This window comes from Streptomyces spectabilis (genome assembly GCF_008704795.1).
Taxonomy (GTDB): Bacteria; Actinomycetota; Actinomycetes; order Streptomycetales; family Streptomycetaceae; genus Streptomyces; species Streptomyces spectabilis.
This window is the reverse complement of sequence record NZ_CP023690.1, coordinates 5,976,931-6,003,063: the sequence shown is the minus strand read 5'-3', so window position 1 is coordinate 6,003,063 and position 26,133 is coordinate 5,976,931. Positions and strand designations below refer to the sequence as shown.

Sequence of the window (26,133 nt, the reverse complement as noted above, 5' to 3'; positions counted from 1 at the left end):
CGGGCCCGCACCCCGGGTGGGGTGCGGGCCCGTTCGGACGGCCCGGAGGCGGTGATTCAGCCCGGAGGCGGGTTCGGCCCGGAGGCGGCTTCGGACCGGAGGCGGCGGCTCAGAGGGCGGAGCCCGCCTTCCACTGCGACCAGCTCATGTTCCAGCCGTTGAGGCCGTTGTCCGGGGCGATCGTCTTGTCGCCGGTGTTGCGGACGTCCACGACGTCACCGGTGATCGTGTTCTCGAAGAACCAGGAGCCCGGGGTGGACTTGTCGCCCGCGCCCTTGGCGTCCTTCAGGCCGATGCAGCCGTGGCTGGTGTTCACATTGCCGAAGATCGAGGGCGAGCCCCAGTAGTTGCCGTGGATGAACGTGCCGGAGCTCGACAGGCGCATGGCGTGCGGGACGTCCTTGATGTCGTACTCGCCCTTGCCGTCGCTGTCCGTGAAGCCCACAGTCGCGCCGTTCATCCGGGTCTCCTTGAACTTCTCGGAGATCACCATCTTGCCGTTGTACGTCTTGTTGTCCGGCGACCCGGCCGAGATCGGGATGGTCTTCACGACCTTCCCGTCCCGCATGATCTTCATCTGCTTGGTCTTGGCGTCCACGACGGACACCTGATTGCGCCCGATCTTGAACTGGACCGTCTTCTGCTGCACGCCGTACACCCCGTCGGCGCCCTGGACGCCGTCGAGGTCCAGCTTCAGGGTGACGGTGGAGTTGCCCTTCCAGTAGTCCTGGGGGCGGAAGTCCAGGCGCTGGTTGCCGAACCAGTGGCCGACGATCTCCTGGCCGGAGGTGGAGGTCACCTTGACCCCGCTCTGCACGGCCTTGCGGTTGGTGATCGGCTTGTCGAAGTTGATCGACACGGGCATGCCCACGCCGACCGTGGAGCCGTCCTCGGGCGTGAAGCTGCCGATGAAGCTGTTGGCCTTCGAGACGGTCGTGAAGGACGAGTTCTCGTGCGCCTTGCGGCCCTCGGAGTCCGCGGCGGTCGCGGTGATCTTGTACGTGGTGGCGCGCTCCAGCTGGGCGCTCGGCTTCCAGGTCTTCTTGTCCGCGGATATCGCGCCGGCGACCGCGGCGCCGCCCTCCGCCTTCATCACCACGTTCGTGAGCGTGCCCTCGCTCACGGTGACCTTGGCGTCCTTGTTGATGCTCGCGTTGTCGGAGCCGTTCTTCGGCGCGATCGCGATCTTGGCCGCCGAGGTCTTCTCCGCGGCCGCCTCGTCGACCTGGCTCTGCGACTCCTTGCCGCCCGAGCCCTTCTTGTCGCCGTCGTCACCACTACAGGCAGAGAGCACGAGCACCCCGCCGACCAGGGCGGACACGGCCACCAGACCTCTGCGCCGCTTACTGTCCGTCATTACACGCATCTCCATCGTTGCCGAATCCCCGAAAGACCCGGGGGTCCCGTAATCCCGCTTCACGCCTAACGCAGTTCCCGGTCCTCCGCGTTCCATTTCCACCCTAGATGTGGGGAACGCCACGCCGGGCGGGACGGCAGGGTCAGCCGCGCGTTCAGGAGACGACGGAGCCCCGGGCGGCGGTTGCCGACCGGGGCTCCCCCGCGCTCTCGGTGCTGACCGGTGCGCGGCGCCGCGGGCGTGCCCTAGGGCTCCTCGCCGTCCTCACCGTCATCATGCTCGTCCGGGTCCCAGTCCGGCGAATCGGGGTCGTAGTCGATCACTTCGCTGCTCCAGGACGCCTGGGTGAGCTCGATTCCGGGCAGCCCCTTGACCAGGTCGAAGGGGTCCACGAGGTAGGCGAGCGCCTCCGCGTCGTCCTCCTTGACGGCGGCCTCGGCGTGGGTGCGCTCGTCGTCGGGCAGGTGGGGGTCGTCCACGATGCGCTTCAGGGCGGTGGCGGTCAGCTCGCCGGACCCGTCCACCTCGACCAGCAATTCGGCACGCAGCCGTACAAAACGTGATGTTTCATTCACATTCATGAGAGGGAGGGTACGGCCCATTCCCGGCGCGACTTCCGCACGACCCGCGCCTTTCATTAGCATCGCCCCAGACGGCCAATTCGCCAGCTCCACAAGGGGGATCCGTTTCCCGTGACCGCACTTCGCCCGCTGCTCACCGCGGCCGCCGCAGCGACGCTGCTCAGCGCCCTGTGGTTCGTCCCCTCCGCGAAGGCGGCCCCGGCGCCCGACGCGCCGCGCCACGCCACCACCGCGACGGCCACCGAGGACCGGCTCGCGGACACCGGCTCCATCGACACCACGCCGTACGTGGTGGGCGGCACGGCGTTCCTGGGCCTCGGGGCGGGGTTCGTGGCGTATTCGGTACGCCGGGAGAGCGCGACGGACTGAACCGGCGCAGGGCCGGGGACAGGGCACCAACTCCCCTCTCCGCCCGACCTCTTTGACCGCCGCGCCCAGGAGGCTCCATGCCGGACAAGGGCTTCGTACGCCGTGTGGGCCCCTTCCAGGCCACCGCCATCAACATGAGCCAGATGTGCGGCATCGGACCTTTCGTGACCATCCCGCTGATGGTCGCGGCGTTCGGCGGGCCGCAGGCGGTCACCGGGTTCGTGGCGGGCGCGCTGCTCGCGCTCTGCGACGGCCTGGTCTGGGCCGAGCTGAGCGCCGCCATGCCGGGCTCCGGCGGCAGCTACGTCTATCTGCGCCAGGCCTTCCAGTACCGCACGGGGCGGCTCATGCCGTTCCTGTTCGTGTGGACGGCGATGCTGTTCATCCCGGTGGGCATGTCCACCGGGATCGTGGGGTTCGTGCAGTACCTGGGCTACCTCGCGCCCGGCATGGGGCGGACGACCGGCGATCTGATCGGGCTCGGCGTCATCGCGCTCGTCATCGCGCTGCTGTGGCGCGGCATCGAGCACATCGCGCGGATCACGGCCGTGATGTGGGTCGTGATGATCGTGTCGGTCGGCTGCGTGATCGTCGCCTCGCTGACGCACTTCGACGCCGACCTGGCGTTCACCTATCCGTCCGACGCCTTCGAGCTGACGGGCAACCACTTCTGGATCGGCTTCGCGGGCGGCCTGACGATCGGCATCTACGACTACCTCGGCTACAACACGGCCGCGTACCTGGGCGCCGAGATCAAGGATCCGGGGCGGACCCTGCCCCGCGCGATCGTCTTCTCGATCCTCGGGATCATGACGATCTACCTGCTGCTCCAGATCGGCACGCTCGGCGTCATCGACTGGCACCGCATGACGGACCCGGACGACGTCGCCTCGACGTCCGTCGCGTCGGCCGTACTGGAGGAGACCTGGGGCAAGGGCGCGGCGGACACCGTCACCGTGCTGATCCTCATCACCGCCTTCGCCTCCGTCTTCGCGGGGCTCCTCGGCGGCTCGCGCGTGCCGTACGACGCGGCCCGCGACCGGGTGTTCTTCCGGCCGTACGCGAAGCTGCACGCCCGGCACCGCTTCCCGGTGCTCGGCCTCGCCACCATGGGCGTGGTGACGTCCGGGGGCTTCCTGCTCGGCCGCCACACCGACCTCGCGACCCTGATCCAGCTCCTGACGGCCGTGATGGTGCTCGTCCAGGCGCTCGCGCAGATCCTCGCCCTGAGCGTGCTGCGCCGCCGTCAGCCCGCGCTGCGCCGCCCCTACCGCATGTGGCTGTACCCGCTCCCGAGCTTCGTCGCCCTCGCGGGCTGGCTGGTCATCTACGGGTACGCCGACAAGAACTCACCGGGCCGCCATCCCATCGAGTGGTCGCTCGCCTGGGTCGCGCTCGGGTGCGTGGCGTTCGTGGTGTGGGCGCGCCTGGAGAAGGTGTGGCCGTTCGGGCCGAAGGAGATCAGCGAGGACTTCCTGACGGCAGGGGCGGCGGGGACGGCCGAGGCGGCGGGCGACGACCCGGCTCCGGGAGAACCGGAGCCGGTGCCGTAGCCGTAGAGCCCGTACAGCCGTACAGCCGTAGAGCCGTAGAGCCGTACAGCCGTAGCCGTGATCAGGCCAGCGGCCCCGTGACCGTCTCCGCGGCACCGACGAGATCGCCGCCGCGGACGAACTTCTCCGCCGCCGCGAGGTCCGGCGCGAGGAAGCGGTCGGGCCCCGGCCCCTCCACCCCCGCCTTCCGGGCGGCCTCGATGACGGCGCGGCTCGCGGGCGCGGGCGTGAGGCCCTCGCGCAGCTCGATGGCGCGCGTGGCCGCGTACAGCTCGACGGCGATGATCCGGGAGAGGTTGTCGACGGCGGTGCGCAGCTTGCGCGCGGCCGACCAGCCCATGGAGACGTGGTCCTCCTGCATCGCGGAGGACGGGATGGAGTCGGCGGAGGCCGGGACGGCGAGCCGCTTCATCTCGCTGACCAGGGCGGCCTGCGTGTACTGGGCGATCATCAGGCCCGAGTCGACACCGGCGTCGTCGGCGAGGAACGGCGGCAGGCCGTGCGAGCGGTTCTTGTCGAGCAGCCGGTCGGTGCGCCGCTCGGCGATCGAGCCGAGGTCGGCGGCCGCGACGGCCAGGAAGTCCAGGACGTACGCGACGGGGGCGCCGTGGAAGTTCCCGTTCGACTCCACGCGCCCGTCCGGCAGCACCACCGGGTTGTCGACGGCGGCGGCCAGCTCGCGCTCGGCGACCGTGCGGGCGTGCGCGAGGGTGTCCCGGCCCGCGCCCGCGACCTGCGGGGCGCACCGCACCGAGTACGCGTCCTGGACGCGCGGCGCGTCGTCCTGGTGGTGCCCGGTCAGGCCCGAACCGGTGAGCACGGCCAGCATGTTGGCGGCGGCGGCCGCCTGTCCCGGGTGCGGGCGGATGGCGTGCAGCTCGGGCGCGAGGACCTTCGCCGTGCCGAGCAGGGCCTCCAGGGAGAGCGCGGCGGTGATGTCGGCGGACTTGTAGAGGACGTCCAGGTCGGCGAGGGCCATCACCAGCATGCCGAGCATGCCGTCGGTGCCGTTGAGCAGCGCGAGGCCCTCCTTCTCGCGCAGCTCGACCGGGGCGATGCCGTGCTCGGCGAGCAGCTCGCCCGCGGACCGGAGCGTCCCGTCCGGGCCCTCGGCCTCGCCCTCGCCCATCAGGGTCAGGGCGCAGTGGCTGAGCGGGGCGAGGTCGCCGGAGCAGCCCAGGGAGCCGTACTCGTGCACGACCGGCGTGATGCCCGCGTTCAGGACGTCGGCCATGGTCTGCGCGACCTGCGGGCGCACGCCGGTGTGGCCCGAGCAGACCGTCTTCAGACGCAGGAACATCAGCGCCCGCACGACCTCGCGCTCCACCCGCGGGCCCATGCCCGCCGCGTGCGAGCGGACGATGTTCCGCTGGAGCTGGGCGCGCAGGTCGTGGCCGATGTGCCGGGTCGCGAGGGCACCGAAGCCGGTCGAGACGCCGTAGACCGGCTCCGGTTTGGCGGCGAGGGCGTCGACGATCTCCCGGGCCGCGGTGAGGGCGACGACGGCGTCGTCGCCGAGCTCGACGCGGGCGTTCTGTCGGGCGACGGCCACGACGTCCGCGGCGGTGGTGCCGGACGTCCCTACGACCACAGTCTGCATATCCATATTCAGGAGCGTACGCACTGAAACTCGCGGTGTCACTGGTGAACTCAGGACGGGCGGGCCCGAGCCCGCCCGCGCCGGGCTACCGCCCCCGGAAGCGGCGCCGCTCGCCCCGCGCGGGGGCCGCCGCCTCGTCCGCGAGGCGCACCACCGGATCGTCGGCGCCCTCGCGCCCGGCGACCACCGGCTTCACCGCCCGCGCCCCCTTCGCCCGGTACTGCGCCGCGTCCGCGAGCCGGAACAGGCGCCGGGCCGACCGCACGGGCCCGATCGGATCCCCCGTCGACGCGACCCCGCAGGCGACCCCCTCGCCCAGCTCCAACTCGTACGCGCGCACGCACAGTTCGTCGGCGACCCGCACCACCTCGTCCGAGGTCGGCCCGACCGACAGGAGGCAGAACTCGTCGCCGCCGAGCCGCGCCGCGAGGGCTCCGGGCAGCATCGCCCCGCACAGCGAGAGCAGCGAGCCGAACCGCTCCAGGAGCCGGTCGCCGACCGCGTGCCCGAGCCGGTCGTTGACCTGCTTGAGCCCGTTCACGTCGCAGACGACGAGGCTGACGACGACGCCCTCGGTCCGGTGCCGCTCCACGGCCTCGTCGAGCCGCACGTCGACCGCGCGCCGGTTGGCGAGGCCGGTGAGGGAGTCCGTGAAGGCCAGCCGCCGGGCCTCTTCGAGACGCTCGGTCTGGGCGATCCCGGCGGCCACCACGGCCGCGAGGACGGTGGCGAAGTCCGCGTCGGCGCGGTCGAAGACCGGCGCGCCCACCGGCCGCGCCACGTACAGCTCGCCCCAGGCGCGCCCGCGGAGCACGATCGGGGCCACCACGCAGCAGCCGCGCCCGCGCCTGCGCAGCGCGGCGACCCGCTGGTGGCAGTAGCCCGCGCGCTCGCCGCCGCCGGGCCCCCGCGCGGTCTCCACCCAGGCGTGCGGCTCGCCGCCGCCGGCCCAGCGCTCGTGCAGGAACTCGGTGATCTCCGGGAACTGGTGGACGGGGTAGGCCTCGTCCTCGGGGAACTCCTCCTCCCCCGCGGCCAGCTCCCCGGCGTTCGCGAGAACGCGCAGGCGCCCGCGCTCGCGCTCCCACACGGACAGCGCGGCGAAGCTCCCGTCGAGGGCCCGCCGGGCGCCCTGGGCGGCCGCCCGCCAGGACCCGCGCGGGGTGTGCGCGGCGGCCATCCCCTGCGCGAGCGCCACGACAGCGCGCAACCGAACGTCCTGTCCCATCACTCCAGGTTACGGACATTCCACGCAAAGGGAGAAGCGAGGCAGGACAGCCCCGGCGCGCGGCCCTACTCGCCGGGCCACTCCGGCTTCCGCTTCTCGTTGAACGCCGCGACGCCCTCGGCCCGGTCCCCCGAGAACGCCACCGACCGCCAGGCCGCGTCCTCCACCTCCAGGCCCGCGCGCAGATCGAGCCCGTGGCCCAGGCGCAGCGCGCGCTTGGCGGCACGAAGGCCGACCGGCGAGTTCGCGGCGATGCGGGCGGCGAGCGCCAGGGCCTCGTCGCGGTCCTCGCCCTCGCCCGCCACCAGGTCGACGAGCCCGAGCTCCTTGGCCTCCGCCGCCTCGACGCGGCGCGCGGAGAAGATCAGCTCGGCGGCCCGCGCGGCGCCCACGCGCCGGGGCAGCAGCTGGGTGCCGCCACCGCCGGGGAGCACGCCCACGGACACCTCGGGCAGGCCGACCACGGCCGTCGGGTCGGCGACGATGACGTCGCAGGACAGCGCCAGCTCGAAGCCGCCGCCGAGGGCGTAGCCGTGCACGGCGGCGACGGTGGGCATCGGCAGCTCCAGCACTCCGGTGTACGCGGCCCGCGTGACGGGCCGCTGGCGCACCAGCTCCGCGTCGGTGAGGGAGTTGCGCTCCTTCAGGTCGGCGCCCACGCAGAACGCCCGCTCGTGCGTGGAGGTCAGCACCACCACGTGCACGTCGCGGTCCGCGCCGAGCGCGTCGCAGGCCTCGCTGATGGAGCGGGCCATGGCGCTGGACACGGCGTTCATGGCCTTGGGCCGGTCGAGCGCGAGCTCCGCCACGTGCCCGTGCCGGCGTACCCCCACGAACTCCCCGAACCGCTGCTCGCCCATGACCCCTCCAACTCCCGGTTAACGATCGTTACGCCGAGATGATGTCAGCCGGGCCGCGCCTTGGGTACCCGTGACCCTGCCGGGGTCAGCCCCTGCGGGTGAGCAGCCAGGGCTCGACGATGCCGAGCCCGCGGACGGGGCGCTGCCACATCGGCTGGAGCGCGAAGCGGTACGAGGGCGGTTCCCCGCCGTCCTGCCCCGCGCGCTCGGCGAGCGCCGCGGCCTCCGTCTCGGACGCGGGGGCATCGCCGGTCCTGGTCAGCTCCTCGGCGAGCGCCCCGTCCACGAGCACGGCGTCCCGCGGCGCTATCGAGGTGAGGCGGCTCGCGAGGTTCACCGTGGTCCCGAACACGTCTCCCATGCGGGTCGTCACCGTGCCGAAGGCGATGCCGACGCGCAGCTCGGGCATGGTCTCGTCGTTCGCCATGGTCTCGATGAGCCGCAGCGCGATCTCGGCCGCGATCCCGGCGTCGTCGGCGGCGAAGAGGACCTCGTCGCCGAGGGTCTTGATGAGCCGTCCGCCGTGCGCGGCCACCAGGTCGGCGGCGGTCGTCTCGAACGCCTCGACGAGCTCGCCGAGTTCCTCCTCCTCCATGCGCCGCGTCAGCCGCGTGAAACCGACGAGGTCGGCGAAGCCGACGGCGAGCCGCCGGTCGACCATCTCCTCGTCGTCGGCCGCCTGGACGACCCGGCCGGTGGCGGCGGCGAGCTGACGCCGCCACACATAGATGAGGAACTCCTCCAGCTCGGGCAGCAGCAGCTCGACGAGCGGATACGTGACTTCCGTACGGGTCATGCCCGGCTCGGGCGGCTCGGTGAGGCCCTCAAGGAACGAGTCGATCTGCCACTCCGCGAGCCGCGCGGTGGTCTGCCCGGTGGACCGCGCCACCTGCACCGCCATCGCCTCGCTCAACAGGCCCGCCTCGACGAGGCCCGCGAGGCGGCGCAGGGCGAGCACGTCGGCCTCGGTGAGCGCCTTGGCCTGGCCGATGTCGGGGAAGCCCATGGCCCGCCAGAAGCGGGACGCCAGCTCCATGGAGACGCCCGCGCTGCGGGCGGCCTGGAAGGGGGTGTAGCGCCGGTCGGCCCCGAGGATCAGCTGCTCCAGACGGAGCGCCAGGGGGTCCTTCTCGTCGTCCGGGTCATCCGGCTTGCCCGGGTTCGCCGTGCGGTCGAGGGCCGCCGTCAGGCCGGGGTCCTTCGGCTGGTGCGGGCCCGCCGACCGGTAGGGGTCGTCCGGCTTGTCGTCCTTGGCGCCGGGTTCAGGGCTCTCCTCGGAAGCCGACGGCGCCGCCGCGCGGGGCTCACCGTCGGGGGCTGGGTGTGCGCCCTGGCCGGAGCCGGTGTCGTCGACGGTCACGCCTGCTGCCCTTCCGATCTGCCACGGTCAGATATCGACCGGCGCCAACTTTACGGCAGGTGTGCCCCAGCTCACTCCCGACTCGACCCGCCCCTTCCCGAACAAGGGGGCTCCGCCCCCTTGGACCCCCGTTCATCGGCGCTCCGCGCCTCGTCCTCAAACGCCGGACGGGCTACGAATAGCCCCTCCGGCGTTTGAGGAGCGGGGGTCCGGGGGCGGAGCCCCCGGTCAGTCGGTGCCCCGCACATGCACCACGTCCCCCGCCGCGATGGGCTCCCGCACCCCGGCCCCCGTGGCCAGGACCAGCCGCCCGTCCCCGTCCACCGCCACGGCCTCGCCGGAGACCACGCGCCCCCGGGCAGCTCGGCCCGCACCGCGCGGCCGAGCGTCGCGCAGCCCGCCGCGTACGTCTCCTGGAGCCCGCACGCCGCTGGGTCGCCCCCGGCCCCGCGCCAGTCGCCGTACCAGCGCTCCAGGCTCCGCAGGACGGCCCGCAGGAGCGGGTCGCGGTCGGTGCTCACCGCGCCCGCGAGGGCGAGGGAGCCCGCGTGCGGCACGGGGAGTTCCGCGGCGCGCAGGGTGACGTTGAGGCCGATGCCGATGACGACGCCGGTGGCGCCCGCGCGCTCGGCGAGGATGCCCCCGGCCTTGCGCTCCTGGCCGTCGACCGTGACGAGCAGGTCGTTGGGCCACTTCAGCGCGGTGTCGACCCCGGCCGCCCGGGAAAGCCCGGTGGCGACGGCGACGCCGGTGAGCAGGGGCAGCCAGCCCCACCGTTCGACGGGCACCTCCTCCGGCTTGAGCAGGACGGAGAAGAACAGGCCCGAGCGCGCGGGCGCGGTCCAGCGCCGGTCGAGGCGGCCGCGCGCCGCGCTCTGCGCCTCGGCGACGAGCACGGCGCCCTCGGGCAGCTCGTCGGCGCGGGCCGCCAGGTCGCTGTTGGTGGAGCCGGTGGACGCCACCACCTCCAGGGAGCGGTAGAGCCCGCCGTCGCGGACGAGGGCGCGGCGCAGCGCGCCCTCGTCGAGGGGCGGGCGGTCCAGGTCGCTCCAGCGGTTCCCGGGGTTCTCTTGGTCATTCGACGGCGTCATGCAAGCCACCCTAGGTGTGGTAAACGCCGCACTGCACAGGCGTATCCGCGCCGATACGCTACGAGTCAGTAGCCAGCGTCGTAAGCCCCTCACCGTCCCCTTTGAGCAGGCAGGGAGCCGCGTCCCGATGTCCGAGCCGCACGAGCCCAAGCAGCCTTCCGCGCAGCCCCAGGAGTCCCAGGCGCCCCCCGGGGGCGATCCCGGTGCCGACATCCACACGACCGCGGGGAAGCTGGCCGACCTGCGGCGCCGCATCGAGGAGGCGAACCACGCCGGTTCGGCGCGCGCGGTCGAGAAGCAGCACGCCAAGGGGAAGTTGACGGCACGCGAGCGGATCGAGCTGCTCCTGGACGAGGGCTCGTTCGTGGAGCTCGACGAGTTCGCCCGGCACCGCTCCACCGACTTCGGCATGGAGCACAACCGCCCGTACGGGGACGGCGTGGTGACCGGCTACGGCACGGTCGACGGCCGCCCGGTCGCCGTCTTCTCGCAGGACTTCACGGTCCTCGGCGGCTCGCTCGGCGAGGTCTTCGGCCAGAAGATCATGAAGGTCATGGACTTCGCCCTGAAGACGGGCTGTCCGGTCGTCGGCATCAACGACTCGGGCGGCGCCCGCATCCAGGAGGGCGTGATGGCCCTCGGCATGTACGGCGAGATCTTCCGCCGCAACACGCACGCGTCCGGGGTGATCCCGCAGATCAGCCTCGTCGTCGGGCCGTGCGCGGGCGGCGCCGTGTACTCCCCCGCGATCACCGACTTCACGGTGATGGTCGACCAGACCTCGCACATGTTCATCACGGGCCCCGACGTCATCAAGACCGTCACCGGCGAGGACGTCGGCTTCGAGGAGCTGGGCGGCGCCCGCACGCACAACGCGACCTCCGGCGTCGCGCACCACATGGCGGGCGACGAGAAGGACGCCATCGAGTACGTCAAGTCGCTGCTCTCGTACCTGCCGTCGAACAACCTCAGCGAGCCCCCGGTCTTCCCCGAGGAGGCGGACCTGGAGCCGACCGACGAGGACCGCGAGCTCGACGTCCTGGTGCCGGACAGCGCCAACCAGCCGTACGACATGCACACGGTGGTCGAGCACGTCCTGGACGACGCGGACTTCTTCGAGACGCAGCCACTGTTCGCGCCGAACATCCTCACCGGCTTCGGCCGCGTCGAGGGCCACCCGGTGGGCATCGTCGCCAACCAGCCGATGCAGTTCGCGGGGTGTCTCGACATCGACGCGAGCGAGAAGGCCGCGCGCTTCGTGCGCACCTGCGACGCGTTCAACGTGCCCGTCCTGACGTTCGTGGACGTGCCGGGCTTCCTGCCGGGCGTCGGCCAGGAGCACGAGGGCATCATCCGCCGCGGCGCCAAGCTGATCTACGCGTACGCCGAGGCGACGGTCCCGCTGATCACCGTGATCACGCGCAAGGCCTTCGGCGGCGCGTACGACGTGATGGGCTCCAAGCACCTGGGCGCGGACCTCAACCTGGCCTGGCCGACCGCCCAGATCGCGGTGATGGGCGCGCAGGGCGCGGTGAACATCCTGCACCGCCGCACCATCGCGGCGGCCGGGGACGGGGCCGCCCAGGAGGAGACCCGGGCGCGGCTCATCCAGGAGTACGAGGACACGCTCCTGAACCCGTACACGGCCGCCGAGCGCGGTTACGTCGACGCCGTGATCATGCCTTCCGAGACCCGCTCGCACCTCGTGCGCGGCCTGCGTCAGCTGCGGACGAAGCGGGAGTCCCTGCCTCCGAAGAAGCACGGCAACATCCCGCTGTAGCCCGGCCGCACACGGCTGTGTCCCGACCCCCGAGGAGCCCATTCGTGATCAAGGTCGTACGGGGCAACCCGACCCCCGAGGAGCTGGCCGCCGCCCTGGCGGTGGTCCAGGCGCGCGCCGCGGCGGCCGCGCAGGCGCCGTCCGGCGCGCCCCGCACCCCGGACGCCTGGGCGGACCCGGCCCGGGTGGCCCGCGAGCGCCTGCCGCAGCCGGGACCCGCGTCCTGGGGCCGCACGTACTGGCCCGTGTGACGCCCGTGGTGGGGGCCCCGGCCCGCGCCCCCACCACGGCGGTTCAGCGGCCGAGCACGGACCCGAACCGCTTGTTCTGGTACGTCAGGCCGAAGGCCTTCTCGCTCAGCGAGTACGCCCCGGCGGTGGTGACCCCGCCCGCCGCGCCCCGCAGCACCCAGGCGGAGCCGTCGTTCCACCGGGCGCCGGGGAACACGTCCTCGCCGGACGCGGCCACGACGACCTCCGCCCTGCCGTCGCCGTCGGTGTCGCGCACCTGGACCGCGGAGCCGAAGCGGTCGTCGTCCTCGGCCGCGCCCGGCACGCCCGCCGTGCCCTGGTCGAGGACCTGTGCGCCGGTGCCGGTGAGCCCGGCAGCGGAGCCCTTGAGGAGGTGCACCGCGCCGGTGGCGGACCTGCCGTCCACGTCCTCGCCCGGGGCGCCGACCGCGACGTCGGCGTAGCCGTCCCCGTCGACGTCGCCGACCGAGGCGCTCGTGCCGAACTCGTCGCCGTCCTCGCCCTCGTCCGGTACGCCGGGGCTGTCCTGGTCGAGCACGGTGCCGCCGCCGCTGCCGGGGCCGCGCCCGCCGCCGTAGTAGACGCCGACCTGGCCGCCCTTGGCCGTGGACCTGTCGGTGATCACGAGGTCCTCGTACCCGTCCTTGTCGACGTCTCCGGAGCCCTCGATGCCGACGACGGTCTCGGGCAGCACGGCGGACGGCCTGGTGAACGTCACGCCGGTGCGGCCGCCCCGCCAGTAGAAGAGCCGGGCGCCCGGCTCGTCGGCCTCCATGTTCGCGATGCCGGAGGCGATCAGGTCGTCGTCACCGTCGCCGTCGTAGTCCCCCGCCTCCAGGCGCTCGATGACCGGGAAGGTGTCGTCGGCATGAAGGCTCAGGCGCTGCTGCTTCGGGGCCCGGGTCCGGGTGAAGCCGTCGCCGGACAGGCTGACCGCGCCCCAGTAGGAGCGCGTGGCGAGCTGCTGCTTGCCGTCGCCGTCGAAGTCGCCGACGACCAGGGACCCGCCGTAGTGCACGTCGTCCGTGCGCAGCGAGGTCATGCTCAGACCGCCGTGGACGAGCCCGCCCCTGCCGCCCCACAGCACGGTCATGAGGCCGCGCTGCTCGTTCTCGCCCGACACCCCGACGACCAGGTCCGCGTACCCGTCGCCGTCCATGTCCCCGGTGTCGTACGCGGCGCCGAACCGGTCCCGCTCCTCCGGCACCCCCGGCACCTTCGCCGAGGCCTGGCTCACCAGCTGCTTGCGCCCGCCCGCGACCCCGTCCGCCGACCCGTACAGGACGGCGACGTGCCCGGCCTTCTTGACGCCGTTCACGGTCGCGTCGGGGGTGGCGAGGACCACGTCGCCGTAGCCGTCGCCGTTGAAGTCGGCGGCGGCCTTCGCGGCCGGTGCGGGCGCGGCGGCGGCCGTGCCCGCGAGCGGAACCACCAGGCCCCCGGTGGCCGCGGCGGCCGTGGCCACCGCCATCAGGACCTTCGTGCGCACAGCGCGCATATCAGAACGCTCCAATCCCAGAGAACCGACGCGTGGTTGACACCTGGACACCCTCCCGGGGTTGTACGGGTGAACGAAGGACCCGAGGAACTTAGGTACGCGTACTCAGGCGCGGCCCCGGCCCGGCGCGCACCATCGGAGCCATGCTGTGGTCCGACCCGGAGAACGACCCGCCCAAGGACATGCGGGACATGCAGGTCAAGATGCGCCGCGCGGGCGTGCTCCTGGCGGTCGCCATGCTCCTCGCGATGCTGATCCTGGGGATCATCTGAGCGGCGGGCCCCCGGCTACGCTGGCCGCATGAGTGATCAGCCCACCCGCCGACTCGTCCTCGCCTCCCAGTCCCCCGCGCGCCTCGGCCTGCTGCGCCAGGCCGGCCTCGCCCCCGAGGTGATCGTCAGCGGCGTCGACGAGGACGCGGTCACCGCCCCCACCCCGGCCGAGCTCGCCAAGGCCCTCGCGGAGGCGAAGGCCTCGGTGGTCGCCGCACGGCCCGACGTCAAGGGCGCCCTGGTCATCGGCTGCGACTCGGTCCTGGAGCTGGACGGCCGGGCCCTCGGCAAGCCCGCCGACGCCGAGGAGGCCACCGCCCGCTGGAAGTCCATGCGGGGCCGCGCGGGCGTCCTGCAGACGGGCCACTGCGTGTACGACACGGCCGCGGGCCGGCACGTCGCCGCCACCGCCTCGACCGTGGTCCGCTTCGGCGACCCCTCGGACGAGGAGATCGCGGCGTACGTGGCGAGCGGCGAACCGCTCCACGTGGCGGGCGCGTTCACGCTCGACGGCCGCTCGGCCCCGTTCATCGACGGCATCGACGGCGACCACGGCAACGTCATCGGCCTCTCGCTGCCGCTGCTCCGCCGCCTCCTCGCCGAACTGGGCGTCGGCATCACCCAGTTGTGGGCCGACTAGCGCACGGCCTCAAGCCGCCTGCGGGGCGTCCGCCCCGGCCTCCCGGTGCTCGTAGCGGTCGTAGGCCAGCAGCGTCAGCACGATGAGGCCGAGCACCAGCATCATGAACGCGAACGCGAGCCAGCCCACCAGGCCGACCGCGAACGCGCCGAGCAGCGCGTGCAGCACGGCCGCGCCGATCAGCACGGTGCGCCCGAAGCCGCCCGGCGCGCGGTCGCGCACGGCGGTGCGGGCCAGCAGGACGCCGCACAGCACGAGACAGAGCCCGAGGACGCCGCCCGCGATCCACGCCGACACGGTCATGGCGTGCGGGTCGAGCCCGGCGAGGGACATCTCCTGCTTGTCGACGACGAGGCCCAGGAACCAGTTGAGGAACCCGACGCCGGCCGCCTCCGCCCACAGCACGACCGCGCCCGCCCACGCCACCGGCCTGCGCACCACGCCGCCCCACCCACCTCTCCATGACTGCTGTTACCGCAAGTACGTACGAGACATCGGGCACGCTACTTGCGGGTAAACCGAGGGACAAGAGCCGCGGCGGAGGCAAAGATTCATTGGGCCATTCGTAGGGACTCCACAAAGAAAGCCCCCACGCCGCAGCGCGCCCTCACAGAGACCTTGACCACACCGGAGGGCTACGCTGCCGGGAAGGGACCCTGCGTACCGCGGTGCGACAAGGGATTACGGGGGTCGAGCGCGCCTCGGATCACGCTCCGTGTGGGCAAGCTCACCAATGGGGACGGGTCGAAAGGCCGTGTCGGCAGTCCCTAAACTCGGCTTGTTTCAAGGAGGGAGCCATCGTGCGCAAGGTGCTCATCGCCAACCGTGGCGAAATCGCTGTCCGGGTCGCCCGGGCGTGCCGGGATGCCGGGATCGCGAGCGTTGCCGTCTACGCGGACCCCGACCGGGACGCGCTGCATGTGCGGGCCGCAGACGAGGCGTTCGCCCTCGGCGGTGACACTCCGGCGACCAGTTATCTGGACATGGCGAAGGTGCTCGCCGCCGCCAAGGACTCCGGGGCGGACGCCGTCCACCCCGGCTACGGCTTCCTCTCCGAGAACGCCGAGTTCGCGCAGGCCGTCCTGGACGCCGGTCTCATCTGGATCGGCCCGCCGCCGCAGGCGATCCGGGACCTGGGTGACAAGGTCGCCGCGCGGCACATCGCGCAGCGCGCGGGCGCCCCGCTGGTCGCGGGCACCCCGGACCCGGTCTCCGGCGCCGACGAGGTGGTCGCGTTCGCCGAGGAGCACGGCCTGCCCATCGCCATCAAGGCGGCCTTCGGCGGCGGCGGCCGCGGCCTGAAGGTCGCCCGCACCCTCGAAGAGGTGCCGGAGCTGTACGACTCCGCGGTGCGCGAGGCCGTCGCCGCCTTCGGCCGCGGCGAGTGCTTCGTGGAGCGGTACCTGGACAAGCCGCGGCACGTCGAGACCCAGTGCCTCGCCGACCGGCACGGCAACGTGGTCGTGGTCTCCACCCGCGACTGCTCGCTCCAGCGCCGCCACCAGAAGCTGGTGGAGGAGGCCCCGGCGCCGTTCCTCTCCGACGCCCAGATCGAGGAGCTGTACAGCTCGTCGAAGGCGATCCTGAAGGAGGCCGGCTACGTCGGCGCGGGCACCGTCGAGTTCCTCGTCGGCGCCGACGGCACGATCTCCTTCCTGGAGGTCAACACCCGTCTCCAGGTGGAGCACCCGGTCACCGAAGAGGTCGCGGGCATCGACCTCGTACGCGAGATGTTCCGCATCGCCGACGGCGAGGAACTCGGCTACGGCGACCCCGAACTGCGCGGCCACTCCTTCGAGTTCCGCATCAACGGCGAGGACCCGGGGCGCGGCTTCCTGCCCGCGCCCGGCACCGTCACCAAGTTCGCGGGCCCCTCAGGGCCCGGTGTCCGCCTCGACGCGGGCGTCGAGTCCGGCTCGGTCATCGGCCCGGCCTGGGACTCGCTGCTCGCCAAGCTGATCGTCACCGGGCGCACCCGCAAGGAGGCCCTGGAGCGGGCCGCGCGCGCCCTCGCCGAGTTCGAGGTGGAGGGCATGGCCACGGCCATCCCGTTCCACCGCAAGGTGGTCACCGACCCGGCGTTCGCGCCCGAACTGACCGGCTCCGACGAGCCGTTCACGGTCTTCACCCGGTGGATCGAGACCGAGTTCGTCAACGACGTCCCGCCGTTCGCCCCCGTGGGCGGCGACGCCGATGAGGAGGACGGCGACCGCGAGACGATCGTCGTCGAGGTCGGCGGCAAGCGCCTCGAGGTCTCCCTGCCCGCCGGCATGGGCATGTCCCTGGCGCGTACGGGGCTCTCGGCGGGCGCCAAGCCGAAGCGCCGCGCGGCCAAGAAGTCCGGGCCCGCCGCCTCCGGCGACACCCTGGCGTCCCCGATGCAGGGCACCATCGTCAAGGTGGCCGTCGAGGAGGGCCAGGAGGTCAAGGAGGGCGACCTCGTCGTGGTCCTGGAGGCCATGAAGATGGAGCAGCCCCTGAACGCCCACCGCTCCGGCACGATCAAGGGCCTGACGGCCGAGGTGGGCGCGAGCCTCACCTCGGGCGCGGCCATCTGTGAGATCAAGGACTGACGACCCCGGCGCGGACGCCCCGAGCCGCCCGTGCCCGCCCGCCGCCCACCCGCCCCTTTCCGGAGCGGGTGGGCGGGGGACTTTCCGAGGAGGACGCATGCGCGCCGATGCCCAGCGCAACCACCAGCGCCTCCTGAAGGAGGCCCGCTCCGCCTTCGCGGAGCACGGTACGGACACCTCCCTGGAAGACGTCGCCCGCCGCGCGGGCGTGGGCATCGGCACGCTGTACCGGCACTTCCCGAACCGTCACGCGGTCATGAGCGCCGTATTCGAGGACGCCGTCAGCGACCTCCTCGACCGCTCGCGGGAGCTCCTGGACGCCCCGCAGCCGTGCGCGGCCCTCGTGACGTGGCTGCGCGCGCTCGTCACGCACGCGAGCGAGTACCGGGGGCTCGCACGGGCCCTGATGTCGGTGTCGCGGGACGACAGCACCCCGCTGGGGCGGTGCAGCCGTCCCATGCGGGAGGCGGGCGCGGCCCTCCTCGGCCGCGCGCAGGCCGCGGGCGCGGTGCGCGCGGGCGTGTCGATCGAGGACCTGCTCCAGCTCACGAACGCGATCGCCCTGGCCGCCGAGGAGTCCCCCGACGACCCGGAGCTTGCCGACCGCCTGCTCACGCTGACCCTGCGCGGCCTCAAGGCCCACCCCGCGGGCCCGGCCGGCGGCTGAGGGCGGGGCACGGAGCGCGCCCCGCCCCGGAAACTACCGCCGCCGCAGGTCGGCCACCCGGGCGGACCTCTCCCCCGGCTGCTGGTCGCCCAGGACCGCCGCACTGCGCAGCTGCGGCCCCTGGCCCCCGTGCCCCCGCCGCTGGCCGGGCAGCGGCACGTCCCTGCGGGGTTGGCGGCCCGTGGGAACGGAGTCAACTCCGGGGGCCTGGCCGGGGCCCGCCGCTCCGCCCGCCACGGCGATCTGCACGCCCTGGTCCGCCAGGGCCTGCAGCTCCGTGGCCGCGCGGTCGTCGTGGGCGGGCGGTTCGTCGGTGACGAGCCGGGTGATGACGTCCGTCGGCACGGTCTGGAACATCGTGTCCGTGCCGAGTTTGGTGTGGTCGGCGAGGACCACGACCTCGGCCGCCGCCTGGACGAGCGCGCGGTCCACGCTCGCGGAGAGCATGTTCGACGTGGACAGGCCGCGCTCGGCGGTCAGACCACTGCCGGACAGGAAGGCGCGCGAGACCCTGAGGCCCTGGAGGGACTGCTCGGCACCACTGCCCACCAGGGCGTAGTTGGAGCCGCGCAGGGTGCCGCCGGTCATGACGACTTCCACTCTGTTGGCGTGGGCCAGGGCCTGGGCCACGAGCAGGGAGTTGGTGACCACGGTCAGGCCGGGTACCCGCGCGAGCCGGCGGGCCAGCTCCTGCGTGGTCGTACCCGCCCCGACGACGATGGCCTCGCCCTCTTCGACGAGACCCGCCGCGAGATCGGCGATGGCCGTCTTCTCGGCGGACGCGAGATGCGATTTCTGCGGAAAGCCGGACTCCCGCGTGAATCCGCCCGGCAATACCGCACCGCCATGCCGGCGGTCGAGGAGTCCTTCTGCCTCCAGCGCGCGCACGTCCCGCCGTACGGTCACTTCGGAGGTCTGGACGACGCGGGCGAGCTCACGGAGCGATACAGCCCCGTTGGCCCGCACCATTTCGAGGATCAATTGGCGACGTTCTGCAGCGAACACGAAACTGACAGTAACCCCAACGACCGTCTGCTTTCAGCAGTTTGCGCCGAATTACAGAAGTTGTACGCACGACAGGGGTGGAAGTGGTATAGGGGTACTCCACGCGCCTATGCCGCACGCATGGACCGCAACAGGCTGTGACCTGCGAAGAGTTGATTCCGGCCGCCGGAGGGATCACTTCCGGCGGCCGTGCGCAGCGGTTCGAGACGTCGGGGGTGCCGGAATCAGGCCTCGGCGCTCGTCTTGCGGGTGTGCAGCTGCCGGGCCACCTCGGCGATCGACCCCGAAAGCGAGGGGTACACGGTGAAGGCGTTAGCGATCTGCTCCACCGTCAGATTGTTGTCGACCGCGATCGAGATGGGGTGGATCAGTTCCGAAGCGCGCGGCGCGACGACCACGCCGCCGACCACGATGCCCGTGCCCGGACGGCAGAAGATCTTGACGAAACCGTCCCGGATGCCCTGCATCTTCGCGCGCGGATTGCGCAGCAGCGGCAGCTTCACGACCCGGGCGTCGATCTTGTCCGCGTCGACGTCGGCCTGGGTGTAGCCGACGGTGGCGATCTCCGGGTCGGTGAAGACGTTCGACGAGACGGTCTTCAGGTTCAGCGGGGTCACCGCGTCGCCCAGGAAGTGGTACATCGCGATGCGGCCCTGCATGGCGGCGACCGAGGCGAGGGCGAAGATGCCCGTGACGTCACCGGCGGCGTACACGCCGGGCGCGGAGGTCCTGGACACCCGGTCGGTCCAGATGTGCCCGGAGTCCTTGAGCTTGACCCCGGCCTCCTCCAGGCCCATGCCGCTGCTGTTGGGGATGGCGCCGACGGCCATCAGGCAGTGCGTGCCGGAGATGACGCGCCCGTCGGCGAGGGTGACCTCCACGCGGTCCCCGACGCGCTTGGCGGAGGCGGCGCGCGAGCGCGCCATCACGTTCATCCCGCGGCGCCGGAAGACGTCCTCCAGGACGGCGGCGGCGTCCGGGTCCTCGCCCGGCAGCACGCGGTCGCGCGACGACACGAGCGTCACCTTCGAGCCGAGCGCCTGGTAGGCGCCCGCGAACTCGGCGCCGGTGACGCCGGAGCCGACCACGATGAGCTCCTCGGGCAGCTCGTCGAGGTCGTACACCTGCGTCCAGTTCAGGATGCGCTCGCCGTCCGGCTGCGCGTCCGGCAGCTCGCGCGGGTGGCCGCCGGTGGCGATGAGCACGGCGTCGGCGGTGAGCCGCTCCTCCGACCCGTCCGCGGCGCGCACGACGACGGTCCGCGAGCCGTCCATGGCCTGCTGGCCCTCAAGGCGCCCGCGCCCGCGCAGCACGCGCGCGCCCGCCCTGGTGACGGACGCGGTGATGTCGTGCGACTGGGCGAGCGCGAGCCGCTTCACCCGGCGGTTGACCTTGCCGAGGTCCACGCCCACGACCCGGGCGGCCTGGTCGATGTGGGGCGTGTCGTCCTCGACGATGATCCCGAGCTCTTCGTACGACGAATCAAAGGTGGTCATCACCTCGGCCGTCGCGATCAGGGTCTTCGACGGCACGCAGTCGGTGAGCACCGACGCCCCGCCCAGACCGTCGCAGTCGACGACGGTCACCTCCGCGCCGAGCTGGGCCGCGACGAGCGCCGCCTCGTATCCGCCGGGTCCGCCACCAATGATCACGATCCGAGTCACGTACTCCATTCTCCCGCACCCCCCGCTCCCCCGTTGACCCGGGGCCGCATCCAGCGCGCCGCACCGCGCCCCGACAGGTCCCTGGGCAGACGCGGCACACCGCCCACCGGCACCCGACGACGAGCGCCAAGCGCACCATCCAGCCCGTCCGGCGTTTGAGGACAAGCGCGCAGCGCGGAAACCCACCCACCCGGACGCACGAGGACAACCGCACAGCACCGACATCCAGCCCGTCCGGCGTTTGAGGACAAGCGCGCAGCGCGGGAATCCACCCACCCAGCCTCCGACGACAAGGCACGAAAGCGCCAAAGAGCAGGGAATGGGGGCGCAGCCCCCAGAACGGCAACTGCGTAGGGCGCCCACGCCAGAAAGCCGTACCCTCGACGGCATGTCGCTCTACGCCGCGTACGCCGGCAATCTCGACGCGCGGCTCATGACGCGCCGCGCCCCGCACTCGCCGCTGCGCGCGACCGGCTGGCTGAACGGCTGGCGGCTGACGTTCGGGGGCGAGCACATGGGCTGGGAGGGCGCACTCGCCACGATCGTGGAGGCCCCGCGCTCCCAGGTCTTCGTCACCCTGTACGACGTGGCGCCGATGGACGAGGACTCCCTGGACCGCTGGGAGGGCGTCGGCCTCGACATCTACCGCCGCATGCGCGTGCGGATCCACACCCTGGAGGGCGAGGAGCCCGCGTGGGTCTACGTCCTGAACGGCTACGAGGGCGGCCTGCCGTCGGCGCGCTACCTCGGGGAGCTGGCCGACGCCGCCGAGTCCGCGGGCGCCCCCCACGACTACGTGATGGAACTGCGCAAACGCCCCTGCTGACACCCCCGGGGCGATCAGCTTGTCGGAAACGACAAGGCAACGATCGCCATCCCGTGAGCCTCGTCATCTACGCGCGTAGGGCGTAACCGGCTACCCTCGTCGGCGTGAACGCTTCAGTTATTCCGGACGACATCCAGGGCGACCCGTACGCCGCCGCCGACGCCGCCGCCACGCGCCTGCGTGAGCTGACGGGCGCCGAGACCCACGACGTCGCCCTCGTGATGGGCTCCGGCTGGGCACCGGCCGTCGACGCGCTCGGCGCCCCCGAGGCCGAGTTCCCGGTCACCGAGCTGCCCGGCTTCCCGCCGCCCGCCGTCGCGGGCCACGGCGGCAAGATCCGCTCCGTCAAGGTCGGTGACAAGCGCGTCCTGGTCTTCCTGGGCCGCACGCACTACTACGAGGGCCGCGGCGTGGCCGCCGTCGCGCACGGCGTGCGCACCGCCGTCGCCGCGGGCTGCAAGACCATCGTGCTCACCAACGGCTGCGGCGGTCTGCGCGAGGGCATGCGCCCCGGCCAGCCGGTCCTGATCAGCGACCACCTGAACCTCACGGCGACGTCCCCGATCGTCGGCGCGAACTTCGTGGACCTCACGGACCTGTACTCGCCGCGCCTGCGCGCGCTGTGCAAGGAGGTCGACCCCACCCTCGAAGAGGGCGTGTACGCGCAGTTCCCCGGCCCGCACTACGAGACGCCCGCCGAGATCCGCATGGCCCGCACCATCGGCGCGGACCTCGTCGGCATGTCGACGGTCCTGGAGGCGATCGCCGCCCGCGAGGCCGGCGCCGAGGTGCTCGGCATCTCCCTGGTCACCAACCTCGCCGCGGGCATGACGGGCGAGCCGCTGAACCACGAGGAGGTCCTCCAGGCGGGCCGCGACTCGGCGACCCGCATGGGCGAGCTGCTCGGCAAGGTCCTCGGCCGCCTCTGACCGCGCCACCCCCGGCCGTACGACCCCCCTCACGGAGAGGCTGACCACACGTGCAGGACCACCAGGACCACGACGTACTCATCGCCCGGGCCCAGGCGTGGCTCGACGAGGACCCGGACGCGGAGACCCGCGAGGAGCTGGCGAAGCTCATCGCGGGGGCGGACGACGCGGACGTCCTGGCCGACCTCGCCGCCCGCTTCGGCGGGACGCTCCAGTTCGGCACCGCCGGACTCCGCGGCGAGCTGGGCGCGGGGCCGATGCGGATGAACCGCTCCGTGGTGATCCGCGCGGCCGCGGGCCTCGCCGCGTACCTGAAGGGCAAGGGCCACACCGAGGGCCTGGTCGTCATCGGCTACGACGCCCGTCACAAGTCGGCGGACTTCGCGCGGGACACGGCGGCCGTCATGACCGGGGCGGGGCTGCGCGCCGCCGTCCTGCCCCGGCCGCTGCCCACGCCGGTCCTCGCCTTCGCCATACGGCACCTGGGCGCCGTCGCGGGCGTGGAGGTCACGGCCAGCCACAACCCGCCGCGCGACAACGGCTACAAGGTCTACCTGGGCGACGGCTCGCAGATCGTGCCGCCCGCCGACGGGGAGATCGCCGCGGAGATCGACGCGGTGGCGAGCCTGCACGACGTACCGCGCCCGGAGTCCGGCTGGGAAGTGCTCGGCGACGAGGTCCTGGGGGCCTATCTGGCCCGTACGGACGCGGTCCTGGCCCAGGGCTCGGCCCGGACCGCCCGGACCGTCTACACGGCCATGCACGGCGTCGGCAAGGACACGCTCCTCGCCGCCTTCGCGCGGGCCTCCTTCCCCGAGCCGGTGCTCGTGGCCGCGCAGGCCGAAGCGGACCCGGACTTCCCGACGGTGGCGTTCCCGAACCCGGAGGAGCCGGGCGCGATGGACCTGGCGTTCGCCGCGGCCCGTGAGGCGCGGCCCGACCTGGTGATCGCCAACGACCCGGACGCGGACCGCTGCGCGGTGGCCGTGCCCACCGACGCCGAGCGGACCGAGTGGCGGATGCTGCGCGGCGACGAGGTCGGCGCGCTGCTCGCGCAGCACTTGGTGCGCCGCGGCGCGCGCGGCACCTTCGCGGAGTCGATCGTGTCGTCGTCGCTGCTCGGCCGGATCGCCGAGAAGGCGGGCCTGGCGTACGAGGAGACCCTCACGGGCTTCAAGTGGATCGCCCGCGTGGACGGCCTGCGGTACGGCTACGAGGAGGCGCTCGGCTACTGCGTCGACCCCGAGGGCGTCCGCGACAAGGACGGCATCACGGCGGCGCTCCTGATCACCGAGCTGGCCTCGGAGCTGAAGGAGGAGGGCCGCACGCTGCTCGACCTCCTCGACGACCTGGCGGTCGAGCACGGCCTGCACGCCACCGACCAGCTGTCGGTGCGCGTGGAGGACCTGTCGCTGATCGCGGACGCCATGCGGCGCCTGCGCGAGCAGCCGCCCGCGGGCCTCGCCGGGCTCGCGGTGACGCGCGCGGAGGACCTGACCGAGGGCTCGGCGCAGCTGCCGCCCACGGACGGCCTGCGCTACACCCTCGAAGGCGCGCGTGTGATCGTGCGCCCGAGCGGCACCGAGCCGAAGCTGAAGTGCTATCTGGAGGTCGTGGTGCCGGTCGCGGACCGCTCGGGCCTGCCCGCCGCCCATGTGCGGGCCGCGGAGCTCCTGGCCGCCCTGAAGCGGGACTTCGCGGTGGCGGCCGGAATCTGAGACCCGGGGCTCCACCCGTACGGGTGGTTCCGCGCGGCAACTGACGCAGCGTGCAGGTGCGCTGCCGGTCACCCCAGGAAGGGTCCGACCGGTAGCGCACCTTCTTTTTGTCACGCCCGGGAGCCGCCGTGCCGTACGGACCCCTCGCCCGCCTCTCCGGCCTCGCCGCCGGCACGCCGTCCCGCGTCCCCTCGTCGCGCCGCTCCCGTCCTGCCGCACGGCCGTCGAGGGGCCCGCGCGCACGGGCGGGCGACGCGCTGCGGCACGCGGCCCCCGCGCTCCTGGCGTACGCGGCGGTGCGCGTGCTCGGCCTGCTGGTGTTCGCCTTCTGGGCCCGCCGCGAGCACCGCGGCGTCTGGCACCTGCTCGCCGAGTCCTGGGACTGCGACTGGTACTTGAAGATCGCCGAGCACGGGTACGCGGACACGCTCGGCCACACCTTCGACGCGAACAACCTGGCGTTCTTCCCGCTGTACCCGCTGCTGATCCGGGCGGGCGAGCAGCTGCTGCCCGCGCCGCGCGGCGCGGTGGGCCTGGCGATCGCGTTCGCGGCCTCGTTCCTCGCGGCCTGGGGGATCTTCAAGGTCGGCGACCGGCTGCACGGGCGGCGGGCCGGCGTGCTGCTCGTGACGCTGTGGGCGTGCCTCCCCGTGGCCCTCGTGCAGTGGATGGGCTACACGGAGTCCCTGTTCACGGCGTTCGTGGCGTGGTCCCTGTACGCGGTCCTCACCGGGCGCTGGGTGACGGCGGGGGTCTGTGCCGCGCTCGCGGGCCTGACCCGTCCGACCGGCATCGCGGTGGCCGCGGCGGTCTCGGTGACGGCGGTGCTCGCGCTGCGCCGCGGCTTCTGCCCGCGGGCCCTCGCGGGGGCGGTCCTCGCGCCCCTTGGCTGGCTCGCGTACGTCGGCTGGGTGGGCGTCAGGCTCGGCCGCTGGGACGGCTACTTCGCGGTGCAGAAGTGGTGGCACAACGAGTGGGACGGCGGGGTCGGCACCCTGCGCTGGGTGAAGAGCCTGTTCGTCGTGGAGCGGCCGCAGCTGTTCCTGGTGATGGTGACGCTGGTCCTGTTCGGCGCGCTCGTGCTGTTCGCGCTCTCGGTGGCGGGGCGCGAGCAGCCGCTGCCGCTGCTGGTGTTCACGGGCCTGCTGCTCGCGATCGTGCTCGGCTCCCGGGGCGTGTACTTCCCCCGGGCGCGGTTCCTGCTGCCGGGCTTTCCGCTGCTGCTCCCGGTGGCGCTCGCCCTCGCGCGGGCCCGGGCGCGGCTGGTGGTGCCGGTGCTCACGGGCGCGGCCCTGGTGTCGGCGGCGTTCGGCGGGCACATGCTGCTCGTGTGGCTGGGTCCGCCGTGAGCCGCCCGGGTGCGCCGGGGCACGCCGGGGGCATGGGTGTCCACTGCATCCCGGCCTCGGCCGTGTTGAATCCGGCCCGGTTCGTGGGGAATTGACGCCCGGCGGACGCAGCGGATGCCGCGCGAGGACAACGATGCCTCACTATGGAAGCGCTGTCCGGCGGCTCCCCGGCCCCCCAGTGGGAGCCGGCGGCTCCGGCGCCCCGCTCACCCCCCTTGTGGGGCGCCGCCCGGCCGGACACGGCGACGGCCGTGTCCGGCTCCTCCCCGGCCCCGAGGCCTCAGCCGGTGGCGAGCAGCACGGCCAGGACGACCGCGCCCGCGAGGCTCGGGCCGAGGATCTCGTACGCCCAGCGCGCCAGCGGCTCGCCCTGCGCGTCCGCCGCGCCCTCGCGGCGCTCGGAGATCTCCCGCAGGTCGTCCATGGCCTGGTCGCCGGGCGCGCGCGTGTTCTCGTGCGCGCTGCCGGGGCGGACGAGGCTCGCGGACGGGTCGTCGGAGGCGACCTGGCGCGCGTGCCGCTGGGCGGCGCGCTTGCGGCCGCGCAGGGACACCGGGATGGCCCAGAGCTGGTACTTGGTGCCGTCCTGCGTGAAGACCTCGTTCGAGTACCCGGAGCGGAGCCCCGAGATCGCGCCCCACGGCAGGACGATCGTGCGGAACGGGTTGCGGACGCGCAGCCGGTCCTCGCTCGCGTACACGGCGGGCCGCACGGTGTAGGCGACGACCAGCGGCACCGCGAAGAGCAGCCCCGCGAGGGCCAACCAGGGGGTGCGCCCCTCGCCCCGGATCAGCGCGTCGATGCCCAGCCAGGCACCGATCGCGAGCAGCATGACGCCGCCCGCGATGGCCGCGTGCGACCGGTAGACGCGGTCCTTGTACGCGGGGGTGGGCTCCGCCGGGGTGGGCTGCGGGTCGCTCGTCATACGGCTGATTCTGCCTGACGCGCCGACGGGCGCCGCG

Annotated in this window: 23 protein-coding genes and 1 pseudogene; 12 read left to right on the top strand and 12 right to left on the bottom strand. The window is 73.0% G+C overall.

From position 1 onward, the window contains the following. Positions 1-109 precede the first annotated feature (109 nt). The gene (locus CP982_RS26480) at positions 110-1,357 is read right to left on the bottom strand and encodes a L,D-transpeptidase (protein WP_150512772.1); all 1,248 of its coding nucleotides are present in this window, start codon (positions 1,355-1,357) and stop codon (positions 110-112) included. Positions 1,358-1,602: 245 nt separating this feature from the next. Beyond that, entirely contained in the window at positions 1,603-1,938 is a 336-nt protein-coding gene (locus CP982_RS26475; RefSeq protein ID WP_150512771.1) for a hypothetical protein, read from the bottom strand. A 111-nt stretch (positions 1,939-2,049) separates the two neighbouring features. On the opposite strand from CP982_RS26475, the gene CP982_RS26470 reads away from it, so the two are divergent. Both CP982_RS26470 and CP982_RS26465 read left to right on the top strand, forming a co-directional pair. Then, complete coding sequence (locus CP982_RS26470; RefSeq protein ID WP_229878528.1) at positions 2,050-2,307, top strand: LPXTG cell wall anchor domain-containing protein; 258 nt, start codon at positions 2,050-2,052, stop codon at positions 2,305-2,307. 77 nt (positions 2,308-2,384) lie between these two features. Further along, positions 2,385-3,860, top strand: a complete 1,476-nt coding sequence (locus tag CP982_RS26465) for an APC family permease (RefSeq protein WP_150512770.1) — start codon at positions 2,385-2,387, stop codon at positions 3,858-3,860. Between the two features lie 61 nt (positions 3,861-3,921). Here the strand turns inward: CP982_RS26465 and hutH are convergent, their stop codons facing one another. From hutH to CP982_RS26440, 5 genes and pseudogenes are all read right to left on the bottom strand, one after another. After that, a complete protein-coding gene (gene hutH / locus CP982_RS26460; RefSeq protein ID WP_150515714.1) occupies positions 3,922-5,460 on the bottom strand; it encodes a histidine ammonia-lyase in 1,539 nt (512 codons plus the stop codon). 85 nt (positions 5,461-5,545) lie between these two features. Next, positions 5,546-6,688, bottom strand: coding sequence for a GGDEF domain-containing protein (locus CP982_RS26455; RefSeq protein WP_150512769.1), 1,143 nt, complete (start codon positions 6,686-6,688; stop codon positions 5,546-5,548). Positions 6,689-6,753: 65 nt separating this feature from the next. After that, positions 6,754-7,548 carry an enoyl-CoA hydratase/isomerase family protein gene (locus tag CP982_RS26450; RefSeq protein ID WP_150512768.1) on the bottom strand — a complete coding sequence of 265 codons (795 nt, stop codon included), beginning with the start codon at positions 7,546-7,548 and terminating at the stop codon, positions 6,754-6,756. Positions 7,549-7,633: 85 nt separating this feature from the next. Next, a complete protein-coding gene (locus CP982_RS26445) occupies positions 7,634-8,908 on the bottom strand; it encodes an adenylate/guanylate cyclase domain-containing protein (RefSeq protein ID WP_150512767.1) in 1,275 nt (424 codons plus the stop codon). 228 nt (positions 8,909-9,136) lie between these two features. Then, positions 9,137-9,999 (bottom strand): annotated as a pseudogene (locus tag CP982_RS26440) (biotin--[acetyl-CoA-carboxylase] ligase). A 127-nt stretch (positions 10,000-10,126) separates the two neighbouring features. On the opposite strand from CP982_RS26440, the gene CP982_RS26435 reads away from it, so the two are divergent. Further along, positions 10,127-11,779: an acyl-CoA carboxylase subunit beta gene (locus CP982_RS26435; protein ID WP_229878529.1), complete on the top strand. Its 1,653-nt coding sequence runs from the start codon at positions 10,127-10,129 to the stop codon at positions 11,777-11,779. Positions 11,780-11,823: 44 nt separating this feature from the next. After that, positions 11,824-12,030, top strand: coding sequence for an acyl-CoA carboxylase epsilon subunit (locus CP982_RS26430; RefSeq protein ID WP_138961501.1), 207 nt, complete (start codon positions 11,824-11,826; stop codon positions 12,028-12,030). Positions 12,031-12,073: 43 nt separating this feature from the next. Here the strand turns inward: CP982_RS26430 and CP982_RS26425 are convergent, their stop codons facing one another. Further along, positions 12,074-13,528 (bottom strand): FG-GAP repeat protein, encoded by a 1,455-nt coding sequence (locus CP982_RS26425; protein ID WP_150512766.1) that lies wholly within the window; start codon positions 13,526-13,528, stop codon positions 12,074-12,076. Positions 13,529-13,671: 143 nt separating this feature from the next. Between CP982_RS26425 and mmpB the strand changes: the two genes are divergently transcribed. Together mmpB and CP982_RS26420 are read left to right on the top strand one after the other, a co-directional pair. Further along, a complete protein-coding gene (mmpB, locus tag CP982_RS42995) occupies positions 13,672-13,800 on the top strand; it encodes a morphogenic membrane protein MmpB (protein WP_260423091.1) in 129 nt (42 codons plus the stop codon). Between the two features lie 28 nt (positions 13,801-13,828). After that, entirely contained in the window at positions 13,829-14,440 is a 612-nt protein-coding gene (locus CP982_RS26420) for a nucleoside triphosphate pyrophosphatase (protein ID WP_150512765.1), read from the top strand. 9 nt (positions 14,441-14,449) lie between these two features. Here the strand turns inward: CP982_RS26420 and CP982_RS26415 are convergent, their stop codons facing one another. Beyond that, a complete protein-coding gene (locus CP982_RS26415; protein ID WP_150512764.1) occupies positions 14,450-14,881 on the bottom strand; it encodes a hypothetical protein in 432 nt (143 codons plus the stop codon). Positions 14,882-15,240: 359 nt separating this feature from the next. On the opposite strand from CP982_RS26415, the gene CP982_RS26410 reads away from it, so the two are divergent. Further along, on the top strand, positions 15,241-17,013 hold the full coding sequence (locus tag CP982_RS26410) for an acetyl/propionyl/methylcrotonyl-CoA carboxylase subunit alpha (RefSeq protein ID WP_150512763.1): 1,773 nt from the start codon (positions 15,241-15,243) through the stop codon (positions 17,011-17,013). A 97-nt stretch (positions 17,014-17,110) separates the two neighbouring features. Continuing rightward, the gene (locus tag CP982_RS26405) at positions 17,111-17,680 is read left to right on the top strand and encodes a TetR/AcrR family transcriptional regulator (RefSeq protein WP_150512762.1); all 570 of its coding nucleotides are present in this window, start codon (positions 17,111-17,113) and stop codon (positions 17,678-17,680) included. A gap of 33 nt (positions 17,681-17,713) precedes the next feature. Here the strand turns inward: CP982_RS26405 and CP982_RS26400 are convergent, their stop codons facing one another. Then, the gene (locus CP982_RS26400; RefSeq protein WP_144320639.1) at positions 17,714-18,685 is read right to left on the bottom strand and encodes a DeoR/GlpR family DNA-binding transcription regulator; all 972 of its coding nucleotides are present in this window, start codon (positions 18,683-18,685) and stop codon (positions 17,714-17,716) included. A 224-nt stretch (positions 18,686-18,909) separates the two neighbouring features. Further along, entirely contained in the window at positions 18,910-20,358 is a 1,449-nt protein-coding gene (locus tag CP982_RS26395) for an NAD(P)H-quinone dehydrogenase (RefSeq protein ID WP_150512761.1), read from the bottom strand. Positions 20,359-20,737: 379 nt separating this feature from the next. Here CP982_RS26395 and CP982_RS26390 point away from each other — a divergent pair, with 379 nt between their 5' ends. The 4 genes from CP982_RS26390 to CP982_RS26375 all read left to right on the top strand — a co-directional run bounded on the left by CP982_RS26390 (position 20,738) and on the right by CP982_RS26375 (position 25,171). Beyond that, positions 20,738-21,175 carry a gamma-glutamylcyclotransferase family protein gene (locus CP982_RS26390; RefSeq protein ID WP_150512760.1) on the top strand — a complete coding sequence of 146 codons (438 nt, stop codon included), beginning with the start codon at positions 20,738-20,740 and terminating at the stop codon, positions 21,173-21,175. 104 nt (positions 21,176-21,279) lie between these two features. Further along, positions 21,280-22,104, top strand: a complete 825-nt coding sequence (locus CP982_RS26385) for a purine-nucleoside phosphorylase (protein ID WP_144320636.1) — start codon at positions 21,280-21,282, stop codon at positions 22,102-22,104. 50 nt (positions 22,105-22,154) lie between these two features. Next, positions 22,155-23,822, top strand: a complete 1,668-nt coding sequence (locus tag CP982_RS26380; protein WP_150512759.1) for a phospho-sugar mutase — start codon at positions 22,155-22,157, stop codon at positions 23,820-23,822. Positions 23,823-23,950: 128 nt separating this feature from the next. After that, a complete protein-coding gene (locus CP982_RS26375) occupies positions 23,951-25,171 on the top strand; it encodes a mannosyltransferase family protein (RefSeq protein WP_150512758.1) in 1,221 nt (406 codons plus the stop codon). Between the two features lie 280 nt (positions 25,172-25,451). Here the strand turns inward: CP982_RS26375 and CP982_RS26370 are convergent, their stop codons facing one another. Then, positions 25,452-26,096: a PH domain-containing protein gene (locus CP982_RS26370; protein WP_150512757.1), complete on the bottom strand. Its 645-nt coding sequence runs from the start codon at positions 26,094-26,096 to the stop codon at positions 25,452-25,454. Positions 26,097-26,133: the final 37 nt, after the last annotated feature.